Below are 19,433 nucleotides of genomic sequence, written 5' to 3' on the forward strand. Positions count from 1 at the left end.
CTTTGGGTTCTTTTTACATCTTGCGTCACTCCCGAATCTCTTGTCCCAGGGGGCCTGTGGTGCGTGGGGCCGCCCAGTGCAGGTTCGGACATCGCGGTGTAAATCGGGCGTCGTCGCGCTGACCAGGCAGCCCGCGATCGAACACGGCCCGCCGGCCAGGCGGGCCCGCCAGCGGCGTCGGCCGGTGTTGGGCCCGCGTTGGGGAACCCGTCGAATCGACCGGTGACCAGCACCACCTCCGGTCCGCTCCGCCCCGCCGCCGGGCGTCCGCGCGGTCGGGGCGCACGGTCGGGTGCACGTCACGCCGCCCTAGCCCAGGAGTGCCTGTTCGATCTGACGGGACGTCTGCGCGGCGATGTCCGGGTGCGCGGCGGCGTGGACGACGTACGCGATCAGACCGGTGGCCAGGGCCCAGCCCCGGCCCCGCGCCCACAGCGCGTCGTCCTCCCCGGGCCCCAGTCCGAGCTCCGATCCGAGTTCCGCGCGAAACTCCGCCCGGGTGGCCGGGGACATCAGGGCGAAGGCCATCATGAGGTCGCGTGCGGGGTCGCCCACGCCGAGACTGCCGAAGTCGATCACCGCGCTCACCTCACCATGGGTGGTCAACAGGTTGCCGGTGTGGAAGTCTCCGTGGAACCAGACCGGTGGGCGGTTCCACGCGGGGGCGTCGAGCGAGTTCTCCCAGAGGGAAGTCAGGGCCCGGGCGTCGAAGGTGTCGGCGACCATGGCGATGGAGGACCGGGTGTCCGGATCGCGAAGCGCCAGCGGTTCGCCCGCCAGGCGTTCCGGGACGTCGCGTGGTGTGCTCCGCTGGAGGGCGGCCAGGAACCGGGCGAGCCGTCGGGCGCCGACGGTGCTGTCCGCGAGCGCCTCGACCGTCGCCGTCTCACCCGGCAGCCAGCGCGACACCGACCAGCGCCACGGGTACCCGAACCCCGGTGCGCCCACGGCCACGGGCTCCGGCACGGCCAGCGGGAGGTGCGGGGCCAGGCGCGGCAGCCACAGTGACTCCTTGTCCGCCTGCCCGGCCGCGTCCGCGTGGCGGGGGAGCCGGACGGACAGGTCCTCGCCCAGCCGGTGGATCACGTGGTCGAGGCCGCCGGGGCGGACCGGCCGAAGCGGCAGCCCGGCCCACCGAGGGAACCGTTCGTCCACGAGCCGCCGGACCAGCCGGGTGTCGATCTCGGGGCACCCGTGTGGGGCGGTCTCGGTCATCAGGGGCCACGTCCTTCTCTACGTCTGCTCGTGAGGCGGCGCCCCCATCCCACTCCCCGGCCCCAGGGTCCGTCCACTCCATTTTCCCGTTCGAGGTGGTGGAGTGTGGTCAGGCGTCGGGGCCGGTGGCGTGTCCGAGGGCCACCGCGCCCCGGTAGCCGTCCGGACCCATCGTGGACATCGCGTCGAGAGAGGCGTCGGGGACGGGCAGCAGGTGCGCGTCCACCCAGGTGTCGCCCGTGGCGGCGTTGGTCCAGGGGTCCTCGACCACCACGGCCCTGGGCACGGCGCCGTGGCAGAGAACCCAGTGCGGCACGTCGAACCCCTGCATCGTGGCGAGTGAGAGCAACAGCAGTACCCGGCGGCCCCGGGTGAGGGACCCGCGCAGCCCGTCCAGGGAGAGTCGGCGCGCGTCGAGGGGGAGCCCGGCCCGCTCCGCGTCGGCGCGCGATCCCCGCTGGAGGACGGCGCGCCACTCGCGCTCGTCCCCGGCGTAGGAGTCCAGGAGCACGGGCTGGTCGGTGTCCAGGTGCACCGTGACCGACGCGTCCGGCCACGAACGGTGAACGGCGACGCCCAGGCCCACGGGTTCGCAGGCCGGGAAGTTGGTGGCCCCGCGCCACAGGCCCAGCTCGGCGGCGCGGTCGAAGGACCCGGGCGGCAGCGCACCCGCCCCGACCCGGGCCATCAGCGCGGTGACGGCGCCGCAGGTGAAGTTGGTGGTCTGCCGGTAGTACGGGGGCTCGGACACCTCGGCTTCCACCAGCCAGCGCACGTGGCCCGCCGGCGGCTGACCGGGGTCGTCCACCCGGCCGCTCGGGCCGTCCAGAGCGGTGAATCCGAGGGCCGCGGCCTCCCCGGGACTCACGCTCCACCCCTCCCACTTGACCTGGGAGAGCCCCCGCTCCTCGGCGAGCGCGACGACCGCCGCGACGGCGCCGGACGCGTCGCCCACCGCGTCGACGATCTTCGTGTACGCGGTCCCCGGTCTGGCCGTCACCAGAGCGGCACCGGCCCACGCGCCCCCCGGGCCCTCGGTGACGGCCACGATCTCGGGGGAGTGGGTCGAGCGGTCGAGAGCTCCCCAGCGCTCCAGCACGTCGACCGGGGCGACCGGAGCCAGTTCAGGGGGTGGAGCGGCAGGGTCGAACGTGACTACGACCCGGTTCTCCGGCGGTCGCGCGTGGTGGGAGGGCATTCGGTACTCCGTGAGTTCTCGGGGTGGACGGGCGCCAGGCGGGCGCCGTTGGTCGTTCACACGCGGGAGCGGCGCAGGATCCAGAGCAGGTAGGGGCCTCCGACCAGGGCGATCATGAGTCCCGCCGGGACCTGCGCGGGGGCGATGAGGGTGCGGCCCAGGGTGTCGGCGACACAGACCAGCAGTGCACCGGAGACCATCGCCACCGGCACACTCCGTGCGTGCCGGGCCCCGACCAGGGCGCGCGCCAGATGGGGAGCCACGAGCCCGACGAAGCCGACCACCCCCACCGCGACCACGCTGACGGCGGCCAGGACGGCGGCGACGCTCAGCAGGGCCAGCCTGGTCCGACCCACTCGTATGCCGAGGACGCGCGGGGTGTCCTCGTCCACGGCGAGCAGGTCCAGGTGGCGGCTCAGCAGCAGCACCAGGGGCGCCGCCACGAGGAGGACCAGGGCGACGGGCAGGACGTCGGGCAGGGTCCGGCCGTACGTGGTCCCCGACAGCCACGTGAAGATGCGCGGTGTCTGCCAGGGGTCGGCGCGCAACAGGAGGAAGGTGGTGATGGCGCTCAGGCTGTATCCGCACCCGATGCCGATCAGGACGAAGCGGTCCGGGCGCAGGGAGCCCCGCCAGGCCAGCACGCAGATCAGCGCGAAGGTGGCCAGGCCCGTCAGCACCGCCATCGTGCTGAGCGAGACCACGCCCCCGGCCGGGTTGGAGGTCACGACGATCACCGCGCCCAGGCCCGCCCCGGCTGTGATGCCCAGCAGGCCGGGCTCCGCGAGGGGGTTGCGCACGGTGCCCTGGACGACACTTCCGGCCAGGGCGAGCGCGGCTCCCGCGAGGACGGCTGCGACCACACGCGGAAACCGATCGTCCAGGGCCCGGCCGACCAGATCCGGGGCGGTCCCCTGGAACCAGAGCGCGAGGTCCCCGGTCCGGAGCCACAGGCTGCCAGCGAGCACGGCGACCAGTGCGGCCGCCGCCAACAGAGCGGCCACCACGAGCAGGACCATCACGAACCGCCGTGTGGAGCGCGGACCGGCCCCCGCCCCCGGCGGGCGGCGGAGGGGGCCCGCGTCGCGCAGGCGCAGGGCCAGCACGACGATGAGGAGCCCACCGAGCATCGCCGTGGGCACACCGGTGGGAATGGATGCGGCGCCCTCGGCGCCCAGCAACGCGCGCAGGGACGCGTCCGCGAGCAGGATCAGAGCGGCGCCGAGCAGCCCGGAGACGGTCACCAGGAACAGGTGCCGGTGCAGGGCGGGAACGCGGGAGGCGATCAGCCGCGCCAGTACGGGGGCGCCCAGCCCGACGAAGGCGATCGGACCGGCGAGCGTCACCGACGCACCTGTCAGGATCACCGCGCAGACCACCGCCGTGATCCGGGTGGAGTGCACGGGAACACCGAGCGAGGACGCGGTGTCCTCACCCAGCCCGAGGACGTCCAGCCGACGGCTCAGCAGCAGCGCCACCACGAGCACCGCCACGATGAGCGGCATCGCGCGCAGGGACGCGTCGACGTTGAGCTGGGCGAGGGATCCGCTGCCCCAGGCGAAGAGCCCGGTGGTGTTCTCCTTGAACAGGATCAGCAGCATGCCGGTGGCCGCGTCCAGGGCCATCGCCAGCGCCGAGCCCGCCAGCACCAGACGTGTGGTGGCGGTCCCGGCGGCGCTGCCCGTGAGCGCCAGCACGAGTGCCGCCGCCAGCAGGCCGCCGCCGAAGGCCACCAGGCCCGACGCCCAGAGCGGCACGGCGAGGCCGAACGAGGCGACCAGGGTCAGCGAGAAGTAGGAGCCCGCTGTGACCGCGAGCGTGTCGGGGGAGGCCAGCGGGTTGCGTGTGACGGACTGGAGGAGTGCTCCGGCCACGCCCAGGGCGAAGCCCACGGCCACACCGGCGAACAGGCGAGGAAGCCGCGAACCCTCCAGCACGTGGCCGACGGGCACCCCGCTGACCTCCTCCCGGTCTCCCGCGAGGAATCGCACGAGGTCCCACCAGCCCACACCCGAGGTGCCCTGCGTGAGGTGCCACAGGCCCAGCGCGCAGATCGCGGTGACCAGCGCCGTGACCACCGCGGCCCCGGCGGCCCCGCCGCGCGGGCCGGGGCCCGGCGACGGAACCGGCCGGGGCCCGGCGGAACGGAGTTCGCTCATTACTGCGTGAGGGAGTCGACGAAGGCGTCGATGGCCTGGGCGGTCGAACGCGGGCCGCCCGCGCCCCACACCCTCGGGGGGAAGGCGTGCGCCCGCTCCTCCTTGACGGCCGGGAGGGAGGTCCAGATCGGGTTCTTCTCCAGCTCCTCCACGTAGCCGCCGACACCCTCGTCGTTGGCGTAGAAGAGGTTGGCCCCACCCACGGCGGTCAGGCCCTCGACATCGGTCTGCGCGAGACCGTATGAGGGGTCGACGCCGCCGTCGCCGTAGGCGTCGTTGATGTCGTCGGTCCAGGCGGAGGTCATCCCGAGCTCCTCGCCGAGCGCGGTGAACAGGGCGCCCTGACCGTAGGGGCGGATGGTGAGGTTGCCGCCCTGGAGCCATCCGTCGAAGAAGAGGAAGTCGGTGGTGGGGAGGTCGACGTCGGCCACCTGCTCGCGGGCCTCGGCCAGGTGGTCCTCGAACTCCCCAACGACCTCGTCGGCCCGTTCGGTGCGGCCGGTCGCCTCGCCGATCATCTCGAAGACGTTCAGCATGTTGCCGATGGGGTCGGCCGGGTCGGCGCCCCGGGTGACGAGGACCGGAACGCCGCGCTCCTCCAGCCGGGCGATGATCTCGTCGTCGGGTCCGGCGGCCTCCACGACGATGAGGTCGGGGTCCTGCGCGTACAGGGTGTCGAGGTCGGGCTCCTCGCGGTTGCCGATGTCGGTCACCCCCTCGGGCAGCTCCTCCGCGCTCACCCACGTGCTGTAGCCCTCGGGGTCGGCCACGGCCACCGGGGTGACGCAGAGCGTGAGGGCGTCCTCGACCTGCTGCCACTCCAGGACCGCGACGCGTGCGGCGGGCTGGTCGAGTTCCACCTCCCGGCCGACGCCGTCGGTCAGCGTCACCGGGTCGGTCGAGGTGGCCGTGGCGTCCTCGGCGCAGTCCTCCGAAGGGGGCGCCGCGAGGGCCTCGGGCTCGGTCTCGTCGACACTGGTCGTGCCGCACCCCGAAGCGATCAGGGCGACGGCCACGGCCGTGAGGGTCGCGAGTCTGCTGGCACTGGTCATGGTGGGTTCTCTCTGCTTCGAACTGCTCTGGGGACTTCGCTGAGGGGGGTGGGGACGCCGGGCACGGGGAAACGAGGGGCGGTGCCGGTCAGTTCAGGGGAGGACCTATCGGTGGGCCGGGTGACGGCCCACCGGGTCCATACGGAGCCGACCGGTGGGGTCCCGGGTGACCTCGATCCGGAGGCCGTAGACCTCGCTGAGGTTGTCAGTGGTGAGCACCTCCGAGGGCGGCCCCTCGGCGTGCGCGCGACCGGAGCTCAACAGCAGCACGCGGTCCGCGACGCGCGCGGCGTGGTCCAGGTCGTGCAGGACGACCCCGACCGCGACCCCGTGGTCCTCGGCCAGGTCCCGGATCAGGTCGAGGGTCTCGATCTGGTAGCGCAGGTCCAGGTGGTTCGTGGGTTCGTCGAGCAGCACCACGCCGGTGTCCTGGGACAGGCAGGCGGCGAGCCAGACGCGTTGCATCTCCCCGCCGGAGAGCTGCCCGGCGGCCCGGTCGGCCATGTCCCGCACACCGGTGACCCGCATCGCGCGTTCGATCGCTTCCCGGTCCGCGGCTGAGGGGCCCGCGAATCCGCGCCGGTGGGGGTGGCGACCGAAGGCGACGACCTCGCTCACCGTGAGTCCCTCCGGCACGGGCCGGGACTGGGCGAAGAGCGTGACCTCCCGGGCGAACCGGCGTGCGCTGAGCAGGGACACCGGTCGGTCCGGGGCGCCGTCGCCGCCTCCGAGTGTCACCTGGCCGCCGTCGACACGGTGGAGGCGGGCCAGTGCGCGCAGGAGGGTGGACTTTCCGCTGCCGTTCGGTCCGACCAGTGCGGTGACCTGACCGGTGGTCAGGGTCAGCGAGGTTCCGTGGACGACGGTGGTCCCGCCGTAGCGGAGGACGAGCCGGTCCCCGTTCAGGGCGCTCACGCGCGGCGCGGTGCTCGGCGCACCACCCGCCCGAAGGGTGTGGCGCGTCGGACGTGAGCAGGGCCGACGCGGCAGGAAGTTAGGTTAGCCTTCACTCACTCAGAATAGGTTCGGGCGCGCGCTGGCTGCAATCAGGACTTCCGGACAGCCGATACGGAGAACCGGTCAGTGCCCGCGTGAGTGACCCGTGAACGCGCCCGGGGTCGTGCCCATCACGCGTCGGAAAGCGTCGATGAACGTGCTGGTCTGGGCGTATCCGAGGAGTTCGGAGACCTCCTGGACCTCGTTTCCCTCACTCAGCAGTGACAGGGCCCGGTGGACGCGCAGTGACTGTCGCCACTGCGCGAAGGACAGCCCCGTGGAGGCGCGGAACACACGGGTGATCGTGCGGGGGCTGGTGCCCAGGCCGCGAGCCCACTCCTCCAGCGAACGGTCGTCCGACGGATCCGCCATCAGGGCCTCGGCGATGCTGTCGGCGCGGGCGTCACCGGGCAGCCGCAGCGCCAGGCGCGGAGCGGTCGGCTCCAGCAGGTCGAACACGACCGCCTCCGCCCGCGAACGCGCCCCGGTGTCGATGTCCGTGCGGGCCAGGTGGATCAGCAGCGACTCCAGCGCCGGGGTCATCGCGATGGCCGTCGGCTCCGCGAAGGCGAAGGGCGTGCTGTCCGGGGAGAAGAAGGCGTTGTGCAGCCCCGCCCCGGCCGTCAGACGTCCCGTGTGCACCTCACCGGCGGGCACCCAGAGCCCGCACCCCGCCGAGACGGTGAACAGGCGCTCTCCCGCACGGGCGGTCAGTGCCCCCTGGCGCACCCACACCAGCTCGTGTGCCGGATGCGCGTGCGGCTCCCATTCCGTGGGCCCTCCCGGCGCGTGCGACTCCGAGACGATCACGAAGGGGGAGGGCGCTCCCTCGGGCAGCGCGGAGGCCCGGCGCAGTCGGGTCCTGGGCTCACGCCGCCAGGCCCCCGCCCCGGCGCCCTCGGAAGCCACCGCGAACTCGGCCACACCCACTGGCGCCCCACCCCCTTCCGCTCCGGGAAGCCACCGTCGACGACCTGCGCCGACACCGTAAAAATAGCCGAACTCACCCAGGTCATCACATCGGGTTCGACACACTCCCGCTTCGGGCGCGGGTGGGTCCTGGAGGGGGACACGCGGGTCAGGTCGTGGTGCTTCTTCCCTGCCCGGTCCGGTGGCGCACGCGCACCAGCTGGGCGAGCAGGGCCAGAACGGGCAGTTCCAGAAGCGGGCCGACCACGAGGGCGACCGCGATGAGCGGCCGGTCGGGGAAGGCCGCGACAGCGATCGCCAGGGCGATGGGCGAGTTGCGGGCGGTGGTGACCATGGTCAGGGTCACCCTCTGGTCGGCGGGCAGACGCGCCAACCGGGACAGGCCGACCGCGACCAGCGGCAGGACCACGAAGAACACCGCCAACGGGAGGAGCAGCGCGAGCAGGTCCCCCAGGTGTTCCAGGACGGTGCGGGCCTGCCAGGCGAACATCGCGAACACGGCCGCGTACAGCAGCGGAAGCACCAGGCGCCCGGCCGGTTCGCTCACGTGCCGCTCGCGCCAGTCGGCGTCCCTGAACCGGGCCGCGCCCCACCGGACCAGGACCGCCAGGGCCAGCGGCACCACCAGGACGAGCAGGACGGCCTCGGCGAGGGTGCCCGCGTCGACCATGGCCGCCCGCCCGCCGAGCAGCAGCACGTACACCGGCAGCAGGGCCAGCTGGAGGACCAGGTTGACCGGCAGCAGGGCGGCGGCGATGCCGGTGTGGCCCCGCGCCATGGCGGTGAAGACCAGGTACCAGTCCGTGCAGGGGGTGACCAGCAGCAACAGCAGGCCGATGCGCAGGTCCGGCTGTCCGCCGAGCAGGCCCGCGCCCAGCGCCCAGGCCAGCGCCGGGGTGAACACGAAGTTCAGGACCAGGCTGAGTCCCACCAGGGTCCTGGCCCGCCGGACCTCGCCCACGTGGGCGGCGTCCATCCGCACGAACACGGCGGCGAGCATCACGAGCAGTGCGGGCAGAACCACGTGTTCGGCCGCCGGGCCGATCGGCGCCAGCAGCCCCGCCACCAGGCCGGCCACGGCGGCCAGGGCCACGAACAGGCTCTGGAGGCGTTCGGCGATCGACATCGATCAGGTTCCGTTCACAGTGTGGCGAGGAAGTCCAGGAGGGCCCGGTTGACCTCGTGGGGGCGTTCCTGCTGGGTCCAGTGGCCGCAGCCGGGCAGGGTGAGGTCGGCGTACAGCTTCGGGGCGATCATGGTCAGCGCCGCGCGGAGTTCGGGCACGCCCCGAAGGACGGAGACCATGTCGCGGTCGCCCACCGCGTACAGCGCCGGGACCTCGACACGCAGCCCCCGGAACGCGGCCATCAGGTCCTGGTTGCGGTCGATGTTGCGGTACCAGTCGAGGGGGCCGGTGAAGGCGTCCGGTGCGGCGTAGTCCCCGGCGAACACCTCGATGTCCTCGGCGGTGAGCCACGCGGGCAGCTCCTCCGGCTCGGGCAGAGTGTCGATCAGCCGTACCCCCTCGGGGGCGACCCACGGACGCGGCGGGCTGGCCCCGGAGGCCCCCACCAGGATCCGCCGCAGCGTCGAGGCCGGATCCGCCGACATCTCGGCGTCGGCTCGGCCGGGCTCCTGGAAGTAGGCCTGGTAGTAGCCCTCGCCGTAGGCGCGGCGAGAGGACTCGACGGAGGGGAGCCCGGCGGGCGGCAGCGGCGGAACGCTGAGCCCGGCCACGGCACGGACCAAGTCGGGCCGCAGCAGCGCCGTGGTCCACGCGACCACCGCTCCCCAGTCGTGGCCGACCACCACGGCCTCCTCGGCTCCGAGCGCGCCGATCAGCGCGGTGACGTCGCCGACCAGGTGCGGCAGCGTGTACTCCTCGGAGCTGGGCGCGCGGTCGCTGCGGGCGTACCCGCGCTGGTCGGGGGCGACCACCCTGTACCCGGCGTCCGCGAGGGCGGCGAACTGGTGCCGCCAGGAGTACCAGCTCTCCGGGAACCCGTGCAGCAGCAGGACCAGTGGTCCCTCGCCCTGTTCGGCGACGTGCAGGCGGAGGCCGTTCACCTCGACGCTGTGGTGCTGGATGCTCAACGCGACTCCTCTCCTACCCCCGCCGGGAAACCCGACGGGGGGAACCGGACCGGCGGGGGTCAGCCTAGGGGAGGGGGTGGGCGTCGGCACGCCCCCGACGCCCCTCGTTCAGGGGGCGCACGGGTGGCTGGGGGCGGTCGCCGGGGTGCCCGGCTCCGGGTCGGTGCACCCCGGGGCCTCCACCGAAAACACCTTCGCGGAGCGGCGCCTTCCGTCACCACAGCGGAACCGCCTCCGGGCGACGATGCGGTTCGTTCGTGTGGCCACGATGTGGGCGGCGTACCGGCTGGCCGGGTCGAGGCCCGTGCGGCACCACGCTGCCGCCGCGCTCCCGGGAGGCCGCGGCATCCTCCCCCCCCCCGGGACCACGCAAGGGGCCGAACGCACCGGCCACCCGTACCGGGCCCGGGTCAGCGTTCCCGGTTGAAGGCCCAGACCGACAGCGGGGCGAACACTACGACCAGCGCGGCCGACCAGACCAGCGTGAGGGCGACCGAGTCACCCGCCGGGGTACCGGTGAGCAGGGATCGGGCGGCGTCCATGGCGTGGGTGACCGGGTTGGTCCCGGCCCAGGCCCGCAGCCAGTCGGGCAGGGTCTCGACCGGCGCGGCCATGCTGGTGCCCAGCAGCAGCGGCAGGATCGCGACGAAGGTGATCGCCATGACGGCTCCCTCGTCGCGCAGCAGCACGCCCAGGAACACCATCACCCAGCTCAGGCCGAATCCGAAACCGATGGCCAGCGCGCAGGCGGCGATCGCGGAGCCGGGGTCGGTCTCCACGCGAAAGCCCATCAGGTGCCCGATCGCGAACAGGACCAGCACCGTGACGAGGTAGCGGACCAGGTCGGCCAGGACGGAGCCCAACAGAGGGGCCGAGCGGCCGATGGGCAGGCTCCGGAAGCGGTCGTGGACGCCCTTCTTCATGTCGATGTTGATGGTCAGTCCCGACGAGAGCATTCCGGCGATGCCCGCGCCCATCACCAGGACGCCCGGGAAGAGGTACTGGAGGTAGGCGCCGGTGGAGCCGGACACCGACCCGCCGAACAGGTACACGAACAGGACCATGAACAGGGCCGGGGTCATCACGCCGTTCACCAGTGAACCCGGGTTGCGCAGGGACTTGGCCAGGCCGCGCCGGGCCAGCACCAGGCTGTGCCGGATGAGGGGCGCGGGGCGAGGGGCGGCCGTTCGTGTCTCGACGGTGCTCATGCGGCGGACTCCTGCTCCGTGTCGGTGTTCCGGGGTGCTCCGGTCAGCGCGAAGAACACCTCGTCGAGGCTGGGCAGGTGCAGGGAGAACTCGGTCACCGTGATCCCCCGCTCCCGCAGTTCCCCGGCCACGTCCCAGGCAGAGGAGTCACCCTCGACCGGGACGGACAGGGTGTGGCGGGCGCGCTCGGGTTCGCGGCCCGTGACCCGCCGCATGACCTCCGCGGCCTCCTCGGCTCGAGCGGGGTCGGCGGTCCGGAGGGACACGGCCTGCCCGCCCACCACGCGTTTGAGTTCGGCGGGCGTGCCGTCGGCGATCACGCGGCCCCGGTCGATCACCGTGATCTCGTCGGCGAGGGCGTCGGCCTCCTCCAGGTACTGCGTGGTGAGCAGCACGGTGGTCCCCTCCGCCGTGAGTTCGCGGACCATCCGCCACAGGTCCTCGCGCCGTCCGGGGTCGAGTCCCACGGAGGGTTCGTCGAGGAAGACCACGCTGGGCCGCCCCACCAGGCTGGCCGCCAGGTCCAGACGGCGCCGCATGCCTCCGGAGTAGGTGGTGACGGGACGCCGGGCGGCTTCGGTGAGCCCGAAGCGGGTCAGGAGGTGGTCCGCGCGGGCGTGGGCCTCTCCTCTTCGCAGGTCCAGGAGTTGACCCAGGAGCACCAGGTTGGCGCGGCCGGAGAGTTCGTCGTCGACCATCGAGCCCTGGCCGGTCAGTCCGATCAGGCGGCGTGCCCGTGGGGCCTCGCGTACGACGTCGAAGCCGCCGACCGAGGCGGTGCCCTCGTCCGCACGGGCGAGGGTGGCCAGGACGCGGACGGCGGTGGTCTTGCCTGCGCCGTTGGGTCCCAGGACTCCCAGGACTGATCCGGGTCGGGCGGACAGGTCGACCCCGGACAGCGCGGTCGTCCGGCCGAACCGTTTGACCAGGCCGCGGGCCTGGAACGCGTACTCAGGCATGGTTCACTCCATTCTCCGGAGGTTCCAGATGTTGGCGTCATTCGAATGATGAGAGTATCTGAGTGTTCTTGGTATCTCAACGTAGGATGGGGGGACCGAGACGAGGAGGAAGATGGTCCGGCTCAGCAGGGCACAGCAGCAGGAGGCCAACCGGGCGCGCGTGCTCGCCGCGGCGCGCGAGGAGTTCGCCGAACACGGCTTCCGCGAGACCAAGATCGACCGCGTCGCGGACCGCGCCGACCTGACGCGGGGCGCCGTCTACTCCAACTTCCCGGGCAAACGCGCCCTGTACTTCGCCGTGCTGGCCGAGGCCGCCGAGCGCGAACCCCCGGGCGGGGACACGGAGTCCGTCCGCGACGCCACCCGGGCCCTGGGAGCCTTTGCCCGCGCGTGGGTGGCCCGCCTGCCCCTGACCGGCACCGACGAGCGGGTCGGGGTCGAACTCATGGCAGAGGTCACCGCAGACCCCCGCGTGAGCCGGGTGTTCGCCCAGGCCACGGCGGTGCAAGCGATCCTGCTGGGGCGTGCGCTGGAGAGCCTGGACCCGCAGCCCCAGGCGGGTCGGCGTTGTGTCAGGGTCGCCGAGAGCGTGCTCACCACCCTGCACGGGGCAGGGCAGTTGGCCGCGGCGGCTCCCGGGTTCGTCGACCCCTTCGCGGTCATCCGCTCCTGCGAACGCCTGGCCGGGGTGGACCTGGACGACGGTTGGCCGCTACCGCACATCACCCATGTCCCGGACGCCCGCCCCGTGGACGAACCCTGGGCCGCGCCCACGGCGCTCGACGTCCTGCGCGGTGAGCGGTTCCCGGTTGAGGACGGGATCGTGGCGGTGCTGGGGCTGCACCGGCTGGAGGCCCTCGAGGAGGCCCTGCGCGCCGTTGCGGAGGGCGTGCCGGTGACGATCGTGCCCGTCACCTCCGAACCCGCCGAGCTCCTTCCCCTGGTCCGGCTGGTCCTGGCCGAACTCCGCTCCTGCCTGTCCTCCTCCTTTCCCGCGGGATCCTGGGCGCGGCCGAGTATCGTGCTCGACCCGGGGCTGGCCCTTGCGGTCGGCGTCACCGACCCGAACGACGACACCGAGAGCGCGCTCCGTCTGCACGGAGGCAGGGTCGTCGCCCGATCGGAGGGGCGCGGCGCGGCCCACGCGGTGGGCGCTCTGGTCCCGCCGACAGGCGCGAGGAACGAAGGGAACGGGGCTCGGACCGCACGCTGATCTCGGGGCCTCCCGAGGGCCGCGTTGAGCCGGTGAAGGGTGCTCTCGCCCGCCGGGGCGTCGAGAGCCGCACGGGGTCCGTCTCGTCCGCTCACGGTTCGGTCTCCGTTCCTCCCGGAGCCTTCCCGGGGGAGTCGGTGCGGCGGTCCGGCCCTTCGCCACGGCACGGGAGCGCTCCTCGGGGCCGAAGCCCGCAGCGGTCCAGGTGGTCACGTCCGAGCGGGGCACCCCCGAGTCCCACCGGGCCCTGAGCAGGCCCGCGGTCTCCCGGCCGGTCGCGGGCGCGACGGGCGGCCTCCCCGGGTGGCAACCCCGTGGTCCGGTACAGGACGCCGTGGGTCGCCTTGATCCCGGCGCGTGCCCGTGGGGTCGTCACCGTGCGGCCGCGGGCCGTCCAGGCCTGCGGGCCCTCGGATCCGGGTGCGGGGGCGTCGAGCGTGCGGGGCATCGGTGCTCCTGGGTCGCGGAGGGGTTCGCGGGTGTCGCAACCCCGACAGTCGTCAATCTAGGTTGACCTGACAAAAAAGTCAATCAAAGTTGACTCACTGGGGGTGGAGGGGTCGAATCCACCGGTTTGACCTGCTAAGGGACACGCCAGTCGAAGTCTGGGAGAGTGGAGTCCCCGATGCGACACTGGGGTGCGGAAGCCGGGGACCCCCGACCGGCCACGACCGGTGGGGGTGGGCATGGAAGAAGAACACGACGAGGTACCGCTCGTCGAGAGCGAACTGCTGTTCCAGAACCTCGTCAGGTCCGTACACGTCAGCGGCCCCATCGAGGTGCTGGAGGCCGCCGATCGCTACGGAGCGGCGATCGGGCTCGGAAAGATCACCGTCCACCTCGTGGACCTGCAACAGCGCCTGCTGGTTCCGCTGACCGGGGGACCCATCCTCGACGTGGAGACCACCGTCGCAGGGGAGACCTACCGCTCCGACACCCTGCGGCTGGTGGAGGGCGGCGCGGACGCGCTCAGCCTGTGGCTCCCGCTCAAGGACGGCGCCGACCGCATTGGGGTCGTGCACATCCGCACCCCCTGGCTCGACGAGCCCACACTCCGCCGCTGCCAGACCCTCGCCGCCCTGCTCGCCCTGGTCATCACGTCCAAACGCGCCTACAGCGACACCTACGTGCGGCGCACCCGCGCCCGGGACGTGCAGCTGCGCGCGGAGATGCTGCGCGCCTTCCTCCCGCCCCGCACACTCGGCACCCGGCGCGGGGTCTCCACCGCCGTCCTCGAACCCGCCTACGAACTGGGTGGCGACGCCTTCGACCACTCCCTCACCCGCGACACCCTGCACGCCGTCATCCTGGACGCCATGGGCCACGACCTCGCCTCCGGGCTGACCGCGTCGGTCGCGATGGCCGGGGCCCGCAGCGCCCGCCGCAACGGGGCCGACCTCGCCGAACTCACCGAGAACGTGGAGCGCGCCCTGGTCACCTGGCTCCCCGAACGTTTCTGCACGGCCATCTTCGCCACCCTCGACCTGTCCACCGGCGCGTTCTCCTGGGCCAACTGCGCCCACCCCGCGCCGCTGCTCATCCGCCACCAGCGCCTGGTGGAGGGCGCCCTGGACCGCACCCCCGAACTCCCGCTCGGACTGGACGGGGTGGTCTCCGACACCGCCCCGCGCACCGTCCACCGCACCACCCTCGAACCCGGAGACCAGGTGCTGCTGTACACCGACGGCGTCACGGAGGCACACGACAGGGACGGAAGGATGTTCGGCCTGGAGCGCTTCGCCGACTTCGTCATCAGGGCCGCCTCCGCCGACGAGCCCGCCCCCGAGACCCTGCGGCGCCTGATCCACGACATCCGCGCACACCAGCGCGGCGGATTCACCGACGACGCCACCATCATGCTGCTGGAGTGGACCCCCGGCGGGGCGGTCCGGGGCCACCTCTGAGCCCCGGAAGGATCACCAGAGGGCGAGGACCCGGCTGGGACCGCCTGAGGCGTCCAGGCCGGGCAGCACGCCCACCGTGATCAACGCCCCGCTCGGCGGGAGCCGGTCCAGTCCGGTCAGGGCCTCCAGCCCCCAGCGGTCCGCCCGACCCACCACCTCGTGGGCGGCGAAGTCCGTGGAGGAGCCGGGGTCCGTGCTGAGCGTGTCCACCCCGGTTCCGGCGATGGCCCGCTGCGAGACCAGGAAGTCACAGGCCTCGGCTGAGAAACCGGGGAAGTGCCAGGTGCCGTCCTCGGCCACGCCCCGGACGCGGTCGTCACCCTCCGACCAGCGGGAGCTCCAACCCGAGCACATCAGGACCGCGGCCCCGGCCGGGATGCGCCCGTGGACGCGCTCATAGGCGTGGACGTCGTCCACGGTCACCGTCGTGTCGGGGTCCTCTGCGGCCCGGGCGCGGATGTCGATCACGGCGGCCGGGGCGACCAGCTCGGACGGGTCGATGTCGGGCACGAGACGGCCCCCGCCGATCACGTGGCCGGGCGCGTCCAGGTGTGTCCCCGTGTGCTCGGTCATGCTCCACCGTTGCAGGTAGAGCCCGAACTCACCCGGAGCCGCGGCCGGGACTACGGTCTCCCGGACCGGCTTGTCCTCGTCCCAGGACGGCATGCCGGGGGAGATGGTGTGGCTGAGGTCCACGACCCGACGGAACCCCTTCGGCCAGGGGAGGGGGCTGACTGGTGCGGTCGGCGGCCCGGCGGGCGCCGCGTGCTCCGTTCGGGCCCTCACGGTCTCACCTGTTCCGTGCAAGCACATGGCGTCCCCTTCGTCGAGCGAGTCCCCGGGAGCGCCCCGGGGAGAGTCGGGTCAAAAGTAGCGGCTCGGGGAGGTCGGTGCCGAGCGATTCCGTTCACGGAACGGGGCACGACGCGGTTCGCCGTCACTTTCCCGCTGAACCGCCGAACCGGCCCGGGAACCGGGGAACCGGGAACCGGAAGTTCGCGGGAGCGGAGGCAGGGGGCACCGGGTACGTCAGCGGGGGTGAGGCCCAAGGGCGCGTGGGTGCTCGGAGCGAACACGGAGCCGGGGGAGCGGGCTCACGGCGGCACCGGGGAACGCCGGGGAACGCCGGGGAACGCCGGGGTGCGGTGGCGAAGGGGGCGTCCCGGAGGGAGGGGTCCGGGCCCGTGACCGTGTCCGTTGTCCAGGCCGGGAGGCGTCGGACCATCCCGATCGCCCCGAGGCTTTACGAAGCGGGGTCCCCGCGGTCACCGGTGAGCGGGTCACGCGCCGGCCCACCACCGTCACGGGCCTGGGGACCTGGTCAGGAACGTGACGCGGGAACTGAGGGCAGGTTCCTGACTGGCCGCAGGAGCAGCAGGACCAACACCACCACCACAGTCACCGTCCCGCCGACCAGCAGTACCGTCCGCGATCCGAAGACCTCGGCGACGGGACCGGCCAGGGCCTGGCCCACCGGCAGCATCGCCAACGAACCGGCCACCTCGTAGGCGTGGATACGCCCCAGCACGGGGCCGGGAACCTGGGTCTGCACGCTGGTCATCCACATCACGCCCCAGAAGCCCATGGCCGCGCCGCTCACCGCCGCTCCCAGCGCCAGCGCGGGAACCCCCAGACCCAGACCGACCGCCACCGAGTACGCGCCCGCCCCGAACAGTGCGATCGCTCCCACACGCAGGGGAAAGCCCGGCCGGATCCGCGTGGCGAGCACCCCGCCCAGCGCCGTTCCACCACCCAGCGCGGCGCTGACCAGTCCGAACGCCTGGGAGCCGTGCCCGAGGATGATCTCCGCCGAGGCCAGGGGGATCTGCGGACCCCACATGGCCACCATCAGCACCATCCACAGCAGGATCACCGACCACATCCAGGTCCGCGAACGGAACTCGCGCCACCCCTCCACCAGGTCGGCGACGTACCCCGGCCCCTCACCCCGGCCCCGGGCGGGCTCGGGAAGCCGGATCAGCGCGAGCAGCAGCGCCCCCACCGCGTAGGTCGCCGCGTGCACACCGAGGACCCCGGCCGTCGACACCACGGCCACCAGCACTCCCGCCACCGCGGGGCCGACCAGCATCGCCAGCGCCTCCGCGGTACGGATCACCCCGTTGGCGCCCTGCACGTCCCGGGCCACTCTCGGCACCACCGAGGCCACCCCGGGCTGGAACGCCCCGGCCGCGATCCCGTTGACCGCGCCGATCACGCAGATCTGCCACAGGACCACGTGTCCGGTCAGGAACAGCACGGCGGCGGTCGCCTGGGTGACCACGCGCACCAGGTCGGCGGCGACCATCATGCGCCGGGCTCCCCAGCGGTCGGAGAGCACCCCGCCGAAGATCACGAACCCCACGAAGAGGGCCGAGTACGAGGCCATCGCCAGCCCGACGCCACCCGCGCCCAGCCCGTGCGCGAGGAGCCCGGCCGCCAGCGCCACCGGGAGCATTCCGTCACCGGTCCGGGCCACCGCCCGCGCGGCGAAGAAGAGGGCGAAGTCCCGTGACCACAACCGCGGCCCGACCTCCGCCCGCTGCACTGGGCCCCTCGCCGCCCGGTCCAGCTCTTCCTCGGGTCCGCCACGCTCCATGGGGCACCTTCCCGTGACCCCCGCGCGCATCGTGGGGGCCCGTGCACCCTACCGGTCCAGACCAGTTCCCTCCAGGGGCTTCCCTCCTCGGGATCCGCCGCCCGAGGCCGCCGCGATTCCCCTCCCCAACCGGAGCCCGGAACGATTGAATGGTGTGCCGACCACGAGCTGAGAAGGAACACATGCCCGAACCCAGCGCCGACTGGTGGAAGTCAAGCGTCGTCTACCAGATCTATCCGAGCAGCTTCAACGACAGTGACGGCGACGGCGTCGGTGACCTGCCCGGGATCATCGAGAAGCTCGACTACCTCAGGCTGCTCGGTGTGGACGTGGTCTGGCTGTCGCCCGTCTACCCCTCGCCGTGGGACGACAACGGCTACGACATCAGCGACTACACCGGCATCGACCCCCGGTTCGGCACCCTGGAGGACTGGGACCGGCTCCGGGACGGCCTGCACGAGCGCGGTATGCGCCTGGTGATGGACCTGGTCGTCAACCACACCAGTGACCGGCACCCCTGGTTCACCGCCTCCCGTGAGGGCGACGAGGACAAGCGCGACTTCTACTTCTGGCGGCCCGGTCGCGACGGCGGACCGCCCAACAACTGGGGTTCGGTCTTCTCCGGCCCCGCCTGGACCTACGACGAGGGGCGCGGCGAGTACTACCTCCACCTGTTCAGCCCGTCGCAACCCGACCTGAACTGGGAGAACCCCAAGGTGCGCGCGGCCGTGCACGAGGTCGCCCTGTGGTGGCTGGCCCGTGGCGCGGACGGCTTCCGCATGGACGTCATCAACTTCGTGTCCAAGAACCCGAAGTTCCCGGACGGGCCGGAGACGGGCGACCACGGCGACTTCGCCGAGCACGCGATCAACGGGCCGCGCCTGCACGAGTTCCTGCACGAGATGCACGGGACCGTCTTCGCCGGGCGCGACGCGCTCACGGTGGGGGAGATGCCCGGCGTGAGCGTGGAGCAGGCGCGCGTCCACACCAACCCGGTCAACCGCGAGCTGGACATGGTGTTCCAGTTCGAGCACGTCGACCTGGACCACGGGCCCGGCGGCAAGTTCGACCCGCGCCCGCTGGACCTGGTCCGGCTCAAGGCCTCGCTCAACCGCTGGCAGTCGGGGCTCAACGACCGGGGCTGGAACAGCCTGTACCTGAACAACCACGACCAGCCGCGCGCGGTCTCGCGGTTCGGTGACGACGGTCGGTACCGGGTGGAGTCGGCGACGGCGATCGCCACCACGCTGCACATGATGCAGGGGACCCCGTACGTCTACCAGGGCGAGGAACTGGGCATGACCAACGCCCACCTGGACGACATCGCGGGCTACCGCGACCTGGAGACCCTCAACTACCACCGCACCATGGTCGAGACCGGCAAGGTGGACGCCGGGGCCGCCATGTCCGGGATCGCCCGGATGAGCCGGGACAACGCGCGCACTCCCATGCAGTGGACCGCGGGGGAGCGGGCCGGGTTCACCACCGGTACACCGTGGATCGGGGTCAACCCCAACCACGTGGACATCAACGCGGAGGACGCCGTCGCCGACGAGGGGTCGGTGTTCCACCACTACCGACGTCTGATCGCGCTCCGCAAGGAGTACCCGGTCATCGTGCACGGACGGTTCGCCCCGCTGCTGGAGGAGGACCCCCGCGTCTACGCCTACACCCGCACGTACGACGGCCAGGTGCTGCTGGTGCTGGCCAACTGGAGCGACCGGACGGTGGAGGTGGACCTGCCCGAGGAAGTGGCGGGCTCCGACCCCGAACTGCTGATCGGCAACCTCGCCGACGCCGGACCGGTCCTGGCTCCGTTGCGCCCGTGGGAGGCCCGCGTGCACCTGGGCCGATGATCCACCCCCGAGGGGCCCTGCTCCCGCGATCGATCGGTGAGTACTGTGTTGGG

The 19,433-nt window shown here is 72.6% G+C and carries 15 protein-coding genes; 3 read left to right on the forward strand and 12 right to left on the reverse strand.

The features are described 5' to 3' along the window. Nucleotides 1-309: 309 nt before the first annotated feature. The 10 genes from KBX21_RS09390 to KBX21_RS09435 all read right to left on the reverse strand — a co-directional run bounded on the left by KBX21_RS09390 (nt 310) and on the right by KBX21_RS09435 (nt 11,811). Nucleotides 310-1,215, reverse strand: a complete 906-nt coding sequence (locus KBX21_RS09390) for an aminoglycoside phosphotransferase family protein (RefSeq protein ID WP_049568268.1) — start codon at nt 1,213-1,215, stop codon at nt 310-312. A 109-nt stretch (nt 1,216-1,324) separates the two neighbouring features. Beyond that, nucleotides 1,325-2,413: a peptidase C39 family protein gene (locus KBX21_RS09395; RefSeq protein WP_049568265.1), complete on the reverse strand. Its 1,089-nt coding sequence runs from the start codon at nt 2,411-2,413 to the stop codon at nt 1,325-1,327. 56 nt (nt 2,414-2,469) lie between these two features. Next, nucleotides 2,470-4,572 carry an iron ABC transporter permease gene (locus tag KBX21_RS09400; RefSeq protein WP_210841656.1) on the reverse strand — a complete coding sequence of 701 codons (2,103 nt, stop codon included), beginning with the start codon at nt 4,570-4,572 and terminating at the stop codon, nt 2,470-2,472. Continuing rightward, entirely contained in the window at nt 4,572-5,624 is a 1,053-nt protein-coding gene (locus KBX21_RS09405; RefSeq protein ID WP_210841657.1) for an iron-siderophore ABC transporter substrate-binding protein, read from the reverse strand. Before KBX21_RS09405 ends, KBX21_RS09400 begins: the two co-directional genes overlap by 1 nt. Before the next feature lie 105 nt (nt 5,625-5,729). Beyond that, entirely contained in the window at nt 5,730-6,539 is an 810-nt protein-coding gene (locus KBX21_RS09410; RefSeq protein WP_156208028.1) for an ABC transporter ATP-binding protein, read from the reverse strand. 165 nt (nt 6,540-6,704) lie between these two features. After that, nucleotides 6,705-7,544, reverse strand: coding sequence for an AraC family transcriptional regulator (locus KBX21_RS09415; RefSeq protein ID WP_234003843.1), 840 nt, complete (start codon nt 7,542-7,544; stop codon nt 6,705-6,707). 154 nt (nt 7,545-7,698) lie between these two features. Further along, nucleotides 7,699-8,676, reverse strand: a complete 978-nt coding sequence (locus KBX21_RS09420) for an arsenic resistance protein (RefSeq protein ID WP_049568253.1) — start codon at nt 8,674-8,676, stop codon at nt 7,699-7,701. 14 nt (nt 8,677-8,690) lie between these two features. Continuing rightward, nucleotides 8,691-9,644 (reverse strand): alpha/beta fold hydrolase, encoded by a 954-nt coding sequence (locus KBX21_RS09425; RefSeq protein ID WP_210841658.1) that lies wholly within the window; start codon nt 9,642-9,644, stop codon nt 8,691-8,693. Nucleotides 9,645-10,054: 410 nt separating this feature from the next. Next, a complete protein-coding gene (locus KBX21_RS09430; protein ID WP_049575539.1) occupies nt 10,055-10,852 on the reverse strand; it encodes an ABC transporter permease in 798 nt (265 codons plus the stop codon). Beyond that, nucleotides 10,849-11,811 (reverse strand): ATP-binding cassette domain-containing protein, encoded by a 963-nt coding sequence (locus tag KBX21_RS09435; RefSeq protein WP_210841659.1) that lies wholly within the window; start codon nt 11,809-11,811, stop codon nt 10,849-10,851. Before KBX21_RS09435 ends, KBX21_RS09430 begins: the two co-directional genes overlap by 4 nt. A 112-nt stretch (nt 11,812-11,923) precedes the next feature. Here KBX21_RS09435 and KBX21_RS09440 point away from each other — a divergent pair, with 112 nt between their 5' ends. Together KBX21_RS09440 and KBX21_RS09445 are read left to right on the forward strand one after the other, a co-directional pair. Further along, nucleotides 11,924-13,024 carry a TetR/AcrR family transcriptional regulator gene (locus tag KBX21_RS09440; RefSeq protein WP_210841660.1) on the forward strand — a complete coding sequence of 367 codons (1,101 nt, stop codon included), beginning with the start codon at nt 11,924-11,926 and terminating at the stop codon, nt 13,022-13,024. 686 nt (nt 13,025-13,710) lie between these two features. Further along, nucleotides 13,711-14,928: a PP2C family protein-serine/threonine phosphatase gene (locus tag KBX21_RS09445; protein ID WP_210841661.1), complete on the forward strand. Its 1,218-nt coding sequence runs from the start codon at nt 13,711-13,713 to the stop codon at nt 14,926-14,928. A gap of 12 nt (nt 14,929-14,940) precedes the next feature. Here KBX21_RS09445 and KBX21_RS09450 read toward each other — a convergent pair whose 3' ends face one another. Both KBX21_RS09450 and KBX21_RS09455 read right to left on the reverse strand, forming a co-directional pair. Further along, a complete protein-coding gene (locus KBX21_RS09450) occupies nt 14,941-15,741 on the reverse strand; it encodes a cyclase family protein (RefSeq protein ID WP_210841662.1) in 801 nt (266 codons plus the stop codon). A 508-nt stretch (nt 15,742-16,249) separates the two neighbouring features. After that, on the reverse strand, nt 16,250-17,524 hold the full coding sequence (locus KBX21_RS09455) for an MFS transporter (protein ID WP_210841663.1): 1,275 nt from the start codon (nt 17,522-17,524) through the stop codon (nt 16,250-16,252). Nucleotides 17,525-17,706: 182 nt separating this feature from the next. Between KBX21_RS09455 and KBX21_RS09460 the strand changes: the two genes are divergently transcribed. Further along, nucleotides 17,707-19,380: an alpha-glucosidase gene (locus KBX21_RS09460; protein ID WP_210841664.1), complete on the forward strand. Its 1,674-nt coding sequence runs from the start codon at nt 17,707-17,709 to the stop codon at nt 19,378-19,380. The last annotated feature ends 53 nt before the right edge of the window (nt 19,381-19,433 follow it).

It is taken from the genome of Nocardiopsis sp. B62 (genome assembly GCF_018070675.1).
Lineage (GTDB): Bacteria > Actinomycetota > Actinomycetes > Streptosporangiales > Streptosporangiaceae > Nocardiopsis > Nocardiopsis prasina.

What these genes read in the sequence shown, in the direction of transcription:
- KBX21_RS09390 (WP_049568268.1), bottom strand. Translation starts at nt 1,215, where the DNA reads ATGACCGAGACCGCCCCACACGGGTGCCCCGAGATCGACACCCGGCTG.
- KBX21_RS09395 (WP_049568265.1), bottom strand. Translation starts at nt 2,413, where the DNA reads ATGCCCTCCCACCACGCGCGACCGCCGGAGAACCGGGTCGTAGTCACG.
- KBX21_RS09400 (WP_210841656.1), bottom strand. Translation starts at nt 4,572, where the DNA reads ATGAGCGAACTCCGTTCCGCCGGGCCCCGGCCGGTTCCGTCGCCGGGC.
- KBX21_RS09405 (WP_210841657.1), bottom strand. Translation starts at nt 5,624, where the DNA reads ATGACCAGTGCCAGCAGACTCGCGACCCTCACGGCCGTGGCCGTCGCC.
- KBX21_RS09420 (WP_049568253.1), bottom strand. Translation starts at nt 8,676, where the DNA reads ATGTCGATCGCCGAACGCCTCCAGAGCCTGTTCGTGGCCCTGGCCGCC.
- KBX21_RS09430 (WP_049575539.1), bottom strand. Translation starts at nt 10,852, where the DNA reads ATGAGCACCGTCGAGACACGAACGGCCGCCCCTCGCCCCGCGCCCCTC.
- KBX21_RS09435 (WP_210841659.1), bottom strand. Translation starts at nt 11,811, where the DNA reads ATGCCTGAGTACGCGTTCCAGGCCCGCGGCCTGGTCAAACGGTTCGGC.
- KBX21_RS09440 (WP_210841660.1), top strand. Translation starts at nt 11,924, where the DNA reads ATGGTCCGGCTCAGCAGGGCACAGCAGCAGGAGGCCAACCGGGCGCGC.
- KBX21_RS09445 (WP_210841661.1), top strand. Translation starts at nt 13,711, where the DNA reads ATGGAAGAAGAACACGACGAGGTACCGCTCGTCGAGAGCGAACTGCTG.
- KBX21_RS09450 (WP_210841662.1), bottom strand. Translation starts at nt 15,741, where the DNA reads ATGTGCTTGCACGGAACAGGTGAGACCGTGAGGGCCCGAACGGAGCAC.
- KBX21_RS09455 (WP_210841663.1), bottom strand. Translation starts at nt 17,524, where the DNA reads ATGGAGCGTGGCGGACCCGAGGAAGAGCTGGACCGGGCGGCGAGGGGC.
- KBX21_RS09460 (WP_210841664.1), top strand. Translation starts at nt 17,707, where the DNA reads ATGCCCGAACCCAGCGCCGACTGGTGGAAGTCAAGCGTCGTCTACCAG.